Below are 13604 nucleotides of genomic sequence, written 5' to 3'. Positions count from 1 at the left end.
TGCGCCAGCTTACGCGATTACAGGCTATTGAAAACGCGGTTTTCCTGTTCCTGAACGCGGATAAAGGTCGTGCGTTTCGTCAACTCTTTCAGGCGGGATGCCCCCACATAGGTGCAGGCCGAACGCAGGCCACCAAGAATATCACGTGCGGTATTCTCAACCGGACCGCGCAGCGGCAGCTTCACGGTTTTGCCTTCTGCCGCACGGTATTTTGCAACGCCACCCACGTGACGGGTCATCGCCGATTCAGAGCTCATACCGTAGAACAGCATAAATTTCTCACCGTTCTCTTCCACCACGGTACCGCCACTCTCTTCGTGACCTGCCAGCATACCGCCAAGCATCACGAAGTCTGCGCCGCCGCCGAAAGCTTTCGCGACATCACCCGGGGTAGTACAACCGCCGTCACTGATGATCTGGCCGCCCAGGCCGTGCGCAGCATCGGCACATTCAATAACCGCAGAAAGCTGCGGATAACCGACACCGGTTTTCACACGCGTGGTGCACACGGAACCCGGGCCAATGCCCACTTTGACGATATCTGCGCCAGAGAGGATCAGCTCCTCACACATCTCGCCGGTCACTACGTTACCCGCAATGATGGTTTTGTTCGGCCAGGCTTCACGCGCCTTGCTCACGAACTGCACGAAGTGTTCGGAATAACCATTCGCTACATCAATACAGACGAAGTTCAGCGCGGGGTTACTCTTGAGGATTTGTTTGGTCTTTTCGAAATCGGCATCTGAGGTTCCGGTAGAGACCATCACATGCTTCACGACCTCAGCAGAAGCGGATGCCACAAAGGCGTTCCACTCTTCAGGGCTGTAGTGTTTGTGAACTGCCGTGAGGATGTCGAACTGTGCCAGCGCGGTTGCCATCTCGAAGGTTCCCACGGTGTCCATATTGGCAGCGATGATCGGCACGCCAGACCAGGTCTGACCGGAATGTTTAAAGGTGAATTGACGTTCGAGTTCAACGTCTGAGCGACTTTTCAGTGTAGAGCGTTTAGGGCGGATAAGAACGTCTTTGAAACCTAACTTCAGATCTTCTTCGATACGCATGTGCGGATTCCTGGGGTTAGAGGCAAATATGTTAAAAGCACAACTCCAGTGACGTTATCATACGCACTAATACCTGCTCCGCAAGACTGCGAAATTCTCTTTTTTTACGCTACAATCCTATAAATTTACCTGGTAAAAAGCCGGTAAAGAGAGCTAAACATTGGCTGGCACACGTTTGAATTTCAACCAACTGATTTTAATAATGAATAATTCCCAGGATTTGATTTAATGGGGTATACCGTCGCATTAACCGGCGGCATCGGTAGTGGCAAAAGTACCGTTGCGGACGCTTTCGCTCGCCTGGGTATCGCGATTATCGATGCCGATATCATTGCCCGTCAGGTGGTAGAACCGAATACACCCGCGTTAAAGGCCATTGAAGAACATTTTGGCCCGGCCATCATCAATGCGGACGGCACGCTAAATCGCCGGCAGCTTCGCGAATGCATTTTTTCCGATTCTGCGGAAAAGGTCTGGCTTAATGCCCTGCTCCACCCCATTATCCACCAGGAAACCCAGCGTCAGATTGCCGCCGCCCGCTCACCGTATGTGCTGTGGGTAGTTCCGTTGCTGGTAGAAAATCAGCTGCAGAAGAAAGCCGATCGGGTTCTGGTCATTGATGTCCTTCCCGAAACGCAAATCCAGCGAACCATGACGCGCGATCGCGTCTCGCGCGAACATGCCGAACAAATTCTTGCCGCTCAGGCCACGCGCGATCAGCGCCTGGCCGTTGCGGATGATGTTATTGATAATAACGGCGCACCAGATGCCATTGCATCGGATGTTGCCCGTCTGCACGCGCAGTATTTGACCTTCGCCGCGCAGGCCGTTGCACAGGAAAAACCATAATGTCGACTCACATCCTTTTTGAGCATCCGCTTAACGAAAAAATGCGTACCTGGCTGCGTATCGAATTTCTTATTCAACAACTCTCGCAACATCTGCCTGTCAACGATCACGCCACTGCGTTGCACTTCTTCCGCAATGTGGGGGACCTGCTGGATGTGATTGAGCGTGGAGATGTCCGCACCGAATTACTGAAAGAACTCGAGCGTCAGCAGCGTAAACTGCAGGCATGGGCGGAAGTCCCGGGTGTTGATCAAAGCCGTATCGATTCCCTGCGTCAGCAGTTAAAAAGCAGTAGCAGCACGTTAATGGCTGCCCCTCGCGTTGGCCAGTTTTTGCGTGAAGATCGCTTGATTGCCCTGGTACGCCAGCGCCTGAGTATTCCCGGTGGATGCTGCAGCTTTGACCTGCCGACGCTTCATATGTGGCTGCACATGCCGCAAACGCAGCGTGATGCGCAGGTGAATATCTGGCTGGAAAGCCTGGAGCCGATGCACCGGACGTTATCGCTGATCCTCGATCTTATCCGTAACTCTGCGCCGTTCCGCAAGCAGACCAGCCTGAACGGTTTTTACCAGGATAACGGGGACGATGCCGATCTACTGCGACTGAACCTTTCGCTCGACGTGCAGCTTTACCCGCAAATTTCCGGGCATAAGAGCCGTTTTGCGATTCGCTTTATGCCGCTGGACAGTGAAAATGGCACCGTGCCGGAACGCCTCGATTTTGAACTGGCCTGTTGTTAAGGAGTGCCAATGTCTGACGTAACCATCGTAAACTGCCCAACCTGTGGCAAAAGTGTTGTCTGGGGCGAAGTGAGCCCATACCGCCCATTCTGCTGTAAACGCTGTCAGTTAATTGACCTGGGCGAATGGGCGGCGGAAGAGAAACGCATTCCGAGTGAAGGCACTCTTTCGGACAGCGATGACTGGAGTGAAGAACAGCAGTAAATTAAACGCCCTGCACTAACCGGGTAATCACAGGCTCATTTGCCGGCGGGAATTTGTCGGCATCGCTTGCCTGCAGTTCAACCCAGTTACCCGGTTGCCCCTCTTTGCCCCAGGGATCCCCCTCCCAGTTTTCCACCAGCCAGAACCAAAGCGTAATGTGACGATCGGGAAACTGGTATTCGAGCTTGTCAAACAGCGTTGCGCCAAGCGGGGTGATCCCCACTTCTTCCTGAAGCTCACGGATCAGCGCCTGTTCCGGCGTTTCGCCTGACTCGATTTTCCCGCCCGGAAACTCCCATTTGTTCGCCATATGGGCGTCGGCGGCGCGCTGGGTGATAAAGAACTGGTTTTGCGGGTTGCGAATAATCCCGACGGCAATTTGCAGTATTTTCATATTGTCACTTCCATAAAAAAGGCGCAGATTTCTGCGCCTTTTTGTTTTGTTATGAATTTAGCTCAGACGACCGTGGCACGCCTTGTATTTTTTACCGGAACCACACGGGCACGGATCGTTGCGGCCAACTTTACGATCGCCAGTCTGGGCCGCGATCGCTGCCGCAGCTTCGCTCTCGTCAGTCTGGTGGCTCAGCTGTTGCATCTGTGCCAGACGCTCAGCTTCTTCACGGCGCTGTTGCTCCATTGCTTCCACTTCTTCCGGCATGCGTACCTGAACTTTGCTCAGGGTGCTGATCACTTCATACTTCAGTGACTCCAGCATGGACGCAAACATGGCGAAGGATTCACGCTTGTACTCCTGCTTCGGATCTTTCTGCGCGTAACCACGCAGGTGGATACCCTGACGCAGGTAGTCCATCGCCGCCAGGTGCTCTTTCCACAGGGAGTCCAGCGTTTGCAGCATCACGCCTTTTTCGAAGTGACGCATCATCTCAGCGCCAACGACTTCTTCCTTACGCTTGTATACGTCCAGCGCGGTTTCGAAAATACGTTCACGCAGGGTCTCTTCGTGCAGCTCAGGCTCTTTGTCCAGCCACTCTTTGATTGGCAGTTCGAGGTCGAAGTCGTTTTTCAGGCGTTCCTGCAGACCTTCGATATCCCACATTTCTTCCAGAGACTGCGGTGGAATATGCGCGTCGATAGTCGCTTTGAATACATCTTCGCGAATGCTGTTGATGGTGTCGCTCACGTCGGACACGTCCAGCAGTTCGTTACGCTGGGTATAGATGGCACGACGCTGGTCGTTGGCCACATCATCATATTCCAGCAGCTGCTTACGAATATCGAAGTTGCGGCTTTCCACTTTACGCTGGGCGTTAGCAATCGCTTTGGTGACCCACGGGTGTTCAATGGCTTCGCCAGGTTTCATACCCAGTTTACGCATCATGCCAGAAACACGGTCGGAGGCGAAAATACGCATCAGCGCATCTTCCATAGACAGGTAGAAGCGGGAAGAACCGGCATCGCCCTGACGACCCGCACGGCCGCGCAGCTGGTTATCGATACGACGAGATTCATGACGTTCGGTACCAATGATATGCAAACCACCGGATGCCAGCACCGCGTCATGGCGTACCTGCCAGTCCGCTTTAATCTGAGCAATCTGCTCCGGCGTTGGGTTTTCCAGCTCGGCAATCTCTGCCTGCCAGCTACCACCCAGCATAATGTCGGTACCACGACCCGCCATGTTGGTGGCGATTGTTACCGCTGCCGGGTAACCCGCCTGCGCAACGATATCCGCCTCTTTGGCGTGGAATTTGGCGTTCAGTACGTTGTGTTTGATGCCCGCTTTGGTCAGCTCATTGGAAACCACTTCGGATTTCTCGATGGAGATTGTCCCCACCAGCACCGGCTGGCCATTAGCGGTACGATCGCGAATATCTTCAATGATCGCCTGAATTTTTTCCGCTTCGGTCATGTACACCAGGTCCGGCATATCCTTACGGATCATTGGACGGTTGGTTGGAACGACCACGGTATCCAGTTTGTAGATGGAGCTGAATTCAAATGCTTCGGTATCTGCAGTACCGGTCATCCCCGCCAGCTTCTCGTACAAACGGAAGTAGTTCTGGAAGGTAATAGAGGCCAGCGTCTGGTTTTCATTTTGAATATCAACGCCTTCTTTGGCCTCAACGGCCTGGTGCAGACCGTCAGACCAGCGACGTCCCTGCATGGTACGGCCAGTGTGCTCATCAACGATGATAACTTCACCGTCTTTCACGATGTAGTCGACATCGCGGGTGAACAGCGCATGGGCACGCAGCGCGGCAGTAACGTGGTGCATCAGCATAATGTTCGTCGGAGAGTACAGAGACTCGCCCTCTTCCATGATGCCTTCAGCCACCAGCAGCTCTTCAATTTTCACCAGACCGCGTTCGGTCAGGTTCACCTGGCGCGCTTTTTCATCGACAGAGAAGTGGCCTTCACCCTGGAAGGTGTCGGAATCTTCTTTCTCCTGACGCAGCAGGTGCGGAATGATTTTATCGACTTTACGGTACATCTCGGAGCTGTCTTCGGCCGGGCCGGAGATGATCAGCGGGGTACGCGCTTCATCGATCAGGATGGAGTCCACCTCATCCACCAGCGCATAGTGCAGTTTACGCTGGACGCGCTCTTCAGGGCTAAACGCCATGTTGTCACGCAGGTAGTCGAAGCCGTATTCGTTGTTGGTACCGTAGGTGATATCCGCGTTATAGGCTTCACGTTTGGCGGGTGCCGGCAGACCGGACATGTTGATGCCAACGGTCATGCCCAGGAATTCGAACAGGGGACGGTTGTTTTCGGCATCACGCTGTGCCAGATAGTCGTTGACGGTAACGACGTGAACGCCTTTACCGGTCAGTGCGTTCAGGTAGGCGGGCAGCGTTGCGGTCAGGGTTTTACCTTCACCGGTACGCATTTCCGCGATGCAGCGCTCGTTAAGCACCATACCACCCAGCAGCTGAACGTCGAAGTGACGCATGCCAAACACACGTTTACTGGCCTCACGCACAACGGCGAAGGCTTCAGGAATCAGGCTTTCCAGCGTTTCGCCTTTTTCAAGACGCGCGCGGAATTCTACGGTTTTCGCTTTCAGCTCGTCATCAGAGAGCTTCTCCATCGCCGGCTCCATGCCATTGATGACGGTAACAGCTTTGCGCATACGGCGCAGGGTACGATCGTTACGACTACCAAAAACTTTTGTTAACAATTTGATTAGCATAATAAATTCTCAAACGCCCCAGGTTGGGCAGATAAATTAAGGTATTGAAAAAAGGTTAATTTAGCTGAGGCGTTGAGGCCCGGCGCGGATGCCGTGGGCCTGGCTAATCCATGTCGAAACGGAGAAGGTCGCAGGAGGAACGTGCGCGATTTGCGTGGTCTGACGCACCATGACGGGTGGTTGACTGTCCTGCGTAAGCAGCGCGTTAAGCGTGTCCAGCAGAGCAAGATGCTGCGCCTGTACCGGCAGCGTCTCTTCAGCAACAGGCAGTGCCTGCGGAGCCATCGCAAATGACAGATGGCGAATAACGGTACGGATCGCATGCTGGTGCCAGTAATCCACCGAGAAATTCGGGCGGCGATTGGCTTCAAGCCACGCCAGGTTAGTAAAATTAACCCGCGTGTTGAGATCGTGTTTGGTTGTGGAGGTCTTCGTCGGCGTCGCCGCTTCCGCACTGTTGCTGAGCGCAGGCAAGCCGAAACTCGCCGCGACCATCCCTAATAAGAGATGCGGCCAGAAGTAACGTCTGCCAAATTGTCGCCAGCGCGTCAGTATTCCGCTCACTTGCTCCACCACATTAAGCCAGCCTTCAACAGGCTGAATTCAATTATTCTTTTAAGCGCCCAGATATTACCACTAAAGCCAATACACAGCAGCAGGAATGACGTATTGCTGCGGGGAAAAACGGTCAAGAATGCAGCTAACGCACAGATTTTCTGCACCGGGCAAACGAGAAGTGACGCTGGGGCAAACAAATGAAGAGGGGTAAAAATAAAAACGACTGGTCTCCCTGGTCGGAGAGAGTACCAGGTTAACCAGTCGATTTTTTACGAAACGGCTTTAACCGTTACGCCAGTACCGTGTTTGGTGCTTTGAAGGCCAGCGGCAGCTCAGCTTCGTCTTCAAAGGTCACATATTCCCAGGCTTCCTGTTTTGCCAGGACTGCCTGCAACAGTTTGTTGTTCAGTGCATGACCGGATTTAAACGCGGTAAATGCACCAATGATGTTGTGACCACACATAAACAGGTCGCCGATAGCATCCAGCATTTTGTGACGAACGAATTCATCTTCAAAACGCAGACCGTCTTCGTTCAGTACGCGATAATCGTCAACAACGATGGCACAATCGAAGCTGCCGCCCAGGCACAGGCCGCGGGACTGCAGATATTCGATATCACGCATGAAGCCAAACGTACGGGCACGGCTGATCTGGCGCATAAACGCATCAGCAGAGAAGTTCATCGCATAGCGTTGGGTGCTGGCATCAATCGCCGGATGGTTAAAATCGATGGTAAAGTCCAACGAGAAACCATTGTACGGTTTGAATTCAGCCCATTTGTCGCCATCTTCGACGCGAACGGTCTCTTTGATACGAACAAATTTTTTCGCGCAGTTCAGTTCTTCGATGCCGGCATCCAGCAACAGATAGACGAACGGAGCAGCACTACCATCCATGATCGGGATTTCTGGCGCATCGACTTCAACCATAATGTTGTCGATACCCAGACCCGCCAGGGCGGCGTTCAGGTGCTCTACGGTAGAAATCCGCACGTCATGCTCGTTCACCAGACAAGTACAGAGCATAGTATCACGCACAGATTTGGCATCGGCCGGAAAGTCTACCGGTGGATTCAAGTCGGTGCGACGATAGATGACCCCGGTATTGGCCGGCGCAGGGCGTAACGTCAGTGTGACTTTCTTGCCGGTATGTAAACCGACACCAGTCGCCTGAACGATACGTTTAAGTGTCCTTTGTTTGATCATCGTATAATCTCGCCAAATTAACTATCCAACCGAAAGTGTATATCACTGACGGTGGGCCAGTTTAGCACAAAGAGCGAAAATCCCCAAATTCCAGCCAATTCTTAGTCAGCTTGCTTGCGCAGGAACGCCGGGATATCCAGATAATCTGGCTCTTTCGCCGTTTGCGGAGTGGGGTCGTTAACCACTTTCGCGGCCGGTTTCTGCTCCTGAGTCAGAGGAGACATACCGTGCTGCTGGTAACGATCCATAACCGGCTGCTGAGTCTGTTTGTTGGTCACCAGGGTGATCTCAGGACGCTTGTCCATACCGATACCGGTAGCAACAACAGTAACACGCAGCTCGTCGTTCATTTCCGGGTCAAGGGAAGTACCGATTACCACGGTAGCGTTGTCAGAGGCGAACGCACGGATAGTGTTACCCACGGTTTCAAACTCATCCAGACGCAGGTCGAAGCCAGCGGTAATGTTGACCAGCACGCCGCGCGCACCAGACAGGTCGATATCTTCCAGCAGTGGAGAAGAGATAGCCATTTCAGCCGCTTCTTCTGCACGGTCTTCACCGCTTGCCACGCCAGAGCCCATCATCGCGTAGCCCATTTCGGACATCACGGTACGAACGTCTGCAAAGTCAACGTTCATCAGACCCGGACGGGTAATCAGTTCAGCGATACCCTGCACCGCGCCTTTCAGCACGTCGTTGGCTGCGCCAAAAGCGTCCAGCAGAGAGATACCGCGACCCAGAACTTTCAACAGTTTGTCGTTCGGGATGGTAATCAACGAGTCCACGTGCTTGGACAGTTCAGTGATACCCTGCTCCGCGAAAGCCATACGCTTCTTGCCTTCAAAGTTGAAAGGCTTGGTCACGACAGCAACGGTCAGGATACCTAAATCTTTCGCTACTTCAGCCACAACAGGTGCTGCGCCGGTACCCGTACCGCCACCCATACCCGCTGCGATAAAGACCATGTCCGCACCTTCCAGTGCAGCGCGCAGGGCCTCACGATCTTCTTCAGCCGCATTACGACCGACTTCCGGGTTAGCCCCAGCGCCCAGCCCTTTGGTGATGCCACCGCCGATCTGGATAGTCTGGCCTACAGCCGTCTTACGCAGTGCCTGTGCATCGGTGTTAACTGCAAAGAACTCAACACCTTCAATGCGTTCACGCACCATATGCTCTACGGCGTTACCGCCGCCGCCACCGACGCCGATGACTTTAATCACCGCGTCGTTGGTCAGTTCCATAGGTTCAAACATAATTTCTCTCTCCGTTGTGCCTGTCGCCCGAGACCGCTAATTCTCTCCGGTCTCTTAAAAAAATTAAAACTCTTTTCGCAACCAGTTGTTCAGTCGTTTGACCCACGACCCAACTGAGACGCGTTTTTCCACTTCTGCTTCACCACTGAGATGAGATTCTTTCCCGTAGTGGAGCAGGCCCACGGCCGTTGAATAGTACGGCTCCTGAGCATAATCCGTTAAACCGGTGATATTCAGCGGAGCACCGATACGCACTTGCGTATGGAACACGCGCTGAGCGCAGGCCGCAAGACCTTCAATTTGCGCTGCCCCGCCGGTTAATACAATCCCCGCTGCAAGATGATGTTTCACGCCCTGCTGGCGAAGCTGTTCCTGTAACTGCAAAATCTCTTCGTTGACCAGGTTAAGCAGCTCGGTATAACGCGGCTCAATGACCTCTGCCAACGTCTGGCGCTGCAGGCTGCGCGGTGGACGTCCGCCCACGCTCGGCACTTCAACGCTCTCATCTTTGCCAACGATAGACCCCAGCGCACAGCCGTGGCGTACTTTAATCGCTTCTGCATCACTCGGGGGCGTACCAAAAGCGTAAGCAATATCGCTGGTCACAACGTTCCCGGCATACGGGATCACTTTGGTGTGGCGCAGCGCACCGCCGGTATACACGGCCATGTCCATTGTACCACCACCAATATCGACCACACAGACACCCAGTTCACGTTCATCTTCGGTCAGCACGGAATAGCTCGCTGCAAGACCGGCGAAAATGAGTTGGTCAACTTTCAGGCCACAACGTTCAACGGCTTTTACAATGTTCTTCGCCATATCGTTGTGACATGTGATCAAGTGCACTTTTGCCTGCATACGTACGCCGGAGAGACCGACCGGGTTTTTGATCCCTTCCTGGTAGTCAATCGCATACTCCTGCGGGATCACGTGCAGCACGCGATGCTCATCGCGAACGCGCACGGATTTCGCCGTATGCACAACGTTTTCAACGTCTTCCTGCGTCACTTCTTCTTCGGAAATCGGCACCATGCCGATTTCGTTCTGGCAGCTAATGTGCTTACCCGAAAGCGCCAGATAAACAGAGGAAATCTGGCAATCTGCCATCAATTCAGCCTGATCGATGGCGCGCTGTACGCACTTCACCACCGACTCAAGATCGTTAACCCCACCTTTATCCATACCACGGGACGGGCAACTGCCCACGCCAATGATATTGACCATACCGTCGGGCAGAACTTCCCCTACTAAAGCGGCAACCTTCGCGGTGCCAATCTCCAGTCCAACTACCAGTTTTCTGTCCGTCGCCTTGATCATTGTTGTTCTGCCTGTACCTGTGCCTGATTCTGTTGCTGATTAGGTTCCTCGACCGGAGCCGGTTCCCAACCGACTGCTGCGCCTGAGTCATAGCGCAAATCAACGTAGCTTATCCGTTTGCCGTCAGTCTGTGCCTGCTGCTGTAAAACCGGGTAAAGTTCTACAAATCGCGCCAGACGTTTCATTGTGTCCCCGCGACCCAGGTTGAGCTTAATGCCATTCGTTAACGTCAATTGCCAGGAGCGGCGCGCCGTCATTGCAGCATCTTTTAGCGTAAACCTGTCCTTCGCCAGCACCTGCCCCATTTCACGAAAACCTTGTAACACTTCGTTTTCGCTACCTTCCGGGCCATACAACATCGGTAAATTTTGCTTGTTGACACGATCGGCCGGGACGCTGAAGGAATTTCCGTCTACGTCAACCATGTGCTGATCATTCCAACGTGCAATGGGCACATATTCAACCAGATGAATCTTCAATTCATCAGGCCATTGCTTTCTGACACTCGCCTGTTTTATCCATGGCAGACGTTCAATCTGACTCTGGATAATATTGACGTCCTGCGTCATAAAGGTGCCAGGCGATCCCAGCGCCAGAATTGTCTGGCGAATGTCATCGTTACGGGTGTAATGACGCTCACCGGTGACCACCAGCTTCGAAAGCGGCAACCGTTGCGCATCTTCCATCCAGCCCAGAACCATCCAGCCGCTGATAAACACGGTGCACAGCACCCCGAGCAGGAAAATAATACCTGCAAGACGCGTTCCATTACTCCGGCGTGAAGAAGAGTATTCTTCTTCGTCATCGCGGTTGCGCGTGTTCAATGCAGCCTGAGACATATCAGCCCGCCTGGTCCAGAATACGTACGACTAATTGCGAGAAGCTCATCCCCGCCTGACGCGCTGCCATCGGCACAAGGCTGTGGCTGGTCATTCCCGGAGAAGTATTTGCTTCCAGCAGATAAAATTGTCCATCACTGTCGAGCATCACGTCGATGCGGCCCCATCCACGGCAACCCAGAACATGCCAGGCTTTAACCACCAGGGACTGTAAATCGGTTTCACGCTCAGCTTCAAGACCACTTGGGCAGAAATATTGCGTCTCATCAGAGAGATACTTCGCCTCATAATCATAGAAGGTTCCGGCCGGTTGGATACGAATTGACGGTAAAATTTCTTCGCCAAGCATCGCGACGGTAAATTCCGGCCCGCTGAGCCATTTTTCAATCAGAACTTCTTCATCATGTTGAAATGCCAGGGCTAAAGCGGAAGATAAATCCTCAGCTTTCTCAACTTTGGACATGCCAACGCTCGACCCTTCGCGGCTGGGCTTTACAATAACCGGTAAGCCCAGCTCAGCAATGCGTGCATTAACGCTATCGGAGAGGCCCATTTCAAATTCGCGACGCGTCAGGGCAACCCAGGGGGCAACGGGTAAACCCGCGCCCTGCCACAGCAGTTTGCTGCGCAGTTTATCCATAGAAATGGCGGAGGCCATCACACCGCTGCCGGTGTACGGCATGCCGGTGAGTTCCAGCAGCCCCTGAAGGGTGCCGTCTTCGCCACCACGGCCATGTAACGCGATAAAGACTTTATCGAAGCCCATCGCCTTTAACTGGGTTACGTCAGTCTCTTTCGGATCGACTAGGTGCGCATCCACCCCCCCTTCACGCAGGCCCGCCAGTACAGCGGCACCTGAATTCAGGGAAACCTCGCGCTCGGCGGATGTGCCGCCAGACAGGACAGCAATCTTATCAGCCATGATGCTCATCCTCCTGAGTTTGCGGCTTCAGTTTGATTTCAGCTAAGGTACGGGCGATTTTGCCGATATTTCCCGCGCCCTGAATCAGAATTAGATCGTTGCCGGTCAGCACCGGGGCCAGAATTTCAGCCACCTGGGCAGGATCGGAAACCAAAATAGGGTCTACTTTACCGCGTCCGCGGATGGTACGACATAAAGAACGGCTGTCTGCACCAGGAATAGGAGTTTCGCCCGCTGCATAAACATCCAGCATCAGGAGCGTATCCACCTGTGACAGGACGCTGGCGAAATCGTCATACAGGTCACGGGTACGCGTGAAACGGTGCGGCTGGAAGATCATGACCAGATTTTTTTCCGGCCAGCCTGCACGCGCGGCTTTGATCGTCGCGTCCACTTCCGTCGGGTGGTGACCGTAGTCATCAACCAGCATGGCAGTGCCGGGTTTACCATTTACCGCCTCCAGCGGGTATTCACCGAGGAAGTCGAAGCGACGCCCGGTTCCCTGGAAGCTTTCCAGTGCACGAAGAATGGCTTCGTCATCAATGCCTTCTTCTGTCGCCACGGCCACTGCCGCTGCGGCATTCAGGGCGTTGTGACGCCCTGGTGCATTCAGGGTGACATGCAGCAGTTCTTTGTCCTGACGCGCCAGGGTGAAATGCCCCTGCGCACCCAGCTGTTTGTAATCTTCCACGCGGACATCAGCGTCTTCGCTGAAGCCGTAAGTCGTGATTTGACGTCCGACGCGCGGCAACAGCTCGCGAATCACCGGATCGTCTACACACATTACCGCGCGTCCATAGAACGGCAGGTTGTGCAGGAAATTAATAAAGGTCTGCTTTAAGTTCTCGAAGTCGCCCTGGTAAGTATCCATATGGTCGGCTTCGATATTGGTGACGATGGCGACCATCGGCTGCAGATGCAGGAACGACGCATCGCTCTCATCCGCTTCGGCAATTAAATAACGGCTGTGTCCGAGACGCGCATGTACGCCTGCCGCTTTTACCAGACCACCATTGACGAACGTCGGGTCGAGGCCCGCTTCTGCATAAATGCTGGAGACCATCGCCGTGGTGGTGGTTTTGCCGTGGGTTCCGGCAATCGCAATGCCATGTCGAAAACGCATCAACTCCGCCAGCATTTCCGCACGGCGGATCACTGGGATACGCGCTTCGTGCGCGGCCACGATTTCCGGGTTATCAGAGGAGATGGCGCTCGACACGACCACCACGCTCGCATCGCGCACGTTTTCCGGGCGATGATTGAAATAGATAGTCGCCCCAAGCGACGCCAGCTGCTGCGTAACAGGGTTTGGCGCCAGGTCAGACCCGCTGATCTGATAGCCTTCGTTAGCTAACACTTCGGCAATACCGCCCATGCCAGCACCACCGATGCCAACAAAGTGAATGTGCCGGACGCGACGCATCTCGGGCACGATAGAACGCAGTTTTGCCAGTTGTTGTGTATTCATTCTCTAAACGCCATCGACTACTT

At 53.8% G+C, this 13604-nt stretch carries 13 protein-coding genes; 3 read left to right on the top strand and 10 right to left on the bottom strand.

The genetic code is table 11. The features are described 5' to 3' along the window. Positions 1–17: 17 nt before the first annotated feature. Positions 18–1061, bottom strand: a complete 1044-nt coding sequence (locus HV242_RS03625; protein ID WP_014168641.1) for a GMP reductase — start codon at positions 1059–1061, stop codon at positions 18–20. 228 nt (positions 1062–1289) lie between these two features. Between HV242_RS03625 and coaE the strand changes: the two genes are divergently transcribed. Genes coaE through yacG form a run of 3 tightly spaced genes read left to right on the top strand, consistent with a single transcriptional unit; the run spans position 1290 to position 2857 of the window. Continuing rightward, positions 1290–1910 (top strand): dephospho-CoA kinase, encoded by a 621-nt coding sequence (gene coaE / locus HV242_RS03620; RefSeq protein ID WP_014168640.1) that lies wholly within the window; start codon positions 1290–1292, stop codon positions 1908–1910. Continuing rightward, the gene (zapD, locus tag HV242_RS03615; RefSeq protein ID WP_014168639.1) at positions 1910–2653 is read left to right on the top strand and encodes a cell division protein ZapD; all 744 of its coding nucleotides are present in this window, start codon (positions 1910–1912) and stop codon (positions 2651–2653) included. The genes coaE and zapD overlap by 1 nt, the downstream gene beginning before the upstream one ends. Before the next feature lie 9 nt (positions 2654–2662). Then, the gene (gene yacG / locus HV242_RS03610; RefSeq protein ID WP_020882580.1) at positions 2663–2857 is read left to right on the top strand and encodes a DNA gyrase inhibitor YacG; all 195 of its coding nucleotides are present in this window, start codon (positions 2663–2665) and stop codon (positions 2855–2857) included. A 1-nt stretch (position 2858) separates the two neighbouring features. On the opposite strand, the gene mutT is transcribed toward yacG, so the two are convergent. The 9 genes from mutT to murC form a co-directional block, all read right to left on the bottom strand. After that, on the bottom strand, positions 2859–3251 hold the full coding sequence (mutT, locus tag HV242_RS03605) for an 8-oxo-dGTP diphosphatase MutT (protein WP_014168637.1): 393 nt from the start codon (positions 3249–3251) through the stop codon (positions 2859–2861). Positions 3252–3308: 57 nt separating this feature from the next. Beyond that, positions 3309–6014 (bottom strand): preprotein translocase subunit SecA, encoded by a 2706-nt coding sequence (secA, locus tag HV242_RS03600; protein WP_014168636.1) that lies wholly within the window; start codon positions 6012–6014, stop codon positions 3309–3311. A gap of 60 nt (positions 6015–6074) precedes the next feature. Then, positions 6075–6578, bottom strand: a complete 504-nt coding sequence (gene secM / locus HV242_RS03595; protein WP_072126512.1) for a secA translation cis-regulator SecM — start codon at positions 6576–6578, stop codon at positions 6075–6077. Positions 6579–6861: 283 nt separating this feature from the next. Beyond that, positions 6862–7779, bottom strand: coding sequence for a UDP-3-O-acyl-N-acetylglucosamine deacetylase (gene lpxC / locus HV242_RS03590; protein WP_014168633.1), 918 nt, complete (start codon positions 7777–7779; stop codon positions 6862–6864). Between the two features lie 101 nt (positions 7780–7880). Then, positions 7881–9032, bottom strand: coding sequence for a cell division protein FtsZ (ftsZ, locus tag HV242_RS03585; protein WP_008501978.1), 1152 nt, complete (start codon positions 9030–9032; stop codon positions 7881–7883). Between the two features lie 63 nt (positions 9033–9095). Next, positions 9096–10352, bottom strand: coding sequence for a cell division protein FtsA (gene ftsA, locus HV242_RS03580; RefSeq protein ID WP_006173845.1), 1257 nt, complete (start codon positions 10350–10352; stop codon positions 9096–9098). Then, positions 10349–11191 (bottom strand): cell division protein FtsQ, encoded by an 843-nt coding sequence (gene ftsQ / locus HV242_RS03575; RefSeq protein WP_014168632.1) that lies wholly within the window; start codon positions 11189–11191, stop codon positions 10349–10351. The genes ftsA and ftsQ overlap by 4 nt, the downstream gene beginning before the upstream one ends. Before the next feature lies 1 nt (position 11192). Next, positions 11193–12113, bottom strand: coding sequence for a D-alanine--D-alanine ligase (locus HV242_RS03570; RefSeq protein WP_020882578.1), 921 nt, complete (start codon positions 12111–12113; stop codon positions 11193–11195). Then, positions 12106–13581 carry a UDP-N-acetylmuramate--L-alanine ligase gene (murC, locus tag HV242_RS03565; RefSeq protein ID WP_014168630.1) on the bottom strand — a complete coding sequence of 492 codons (1476 nt, stop codon included), beginning with the start codon at positions 13579–13581 and terminating at the stop codon, positions 12106–12108. The genes HV242_RS03570 and murC overlap by 8 nt, the downstream gene beginning before the upstream one ends. Between the last annotated feature and the right edge of the window lie 23 nt (positions 13582–13604).

Source organism: Enterobacter sp. RHBSTW-00593 (assembly GCF_013784105.1).
GTDB lineage: Bacteria > Pseudomonadota > Gammaproteobacteria > Enterobacterales > Enterobacteriaceae > Enterobacter > Enterobacter ludwigii.
This window is presented reverse-complemented; position numbering and strand designations above follow the sequence as displayed.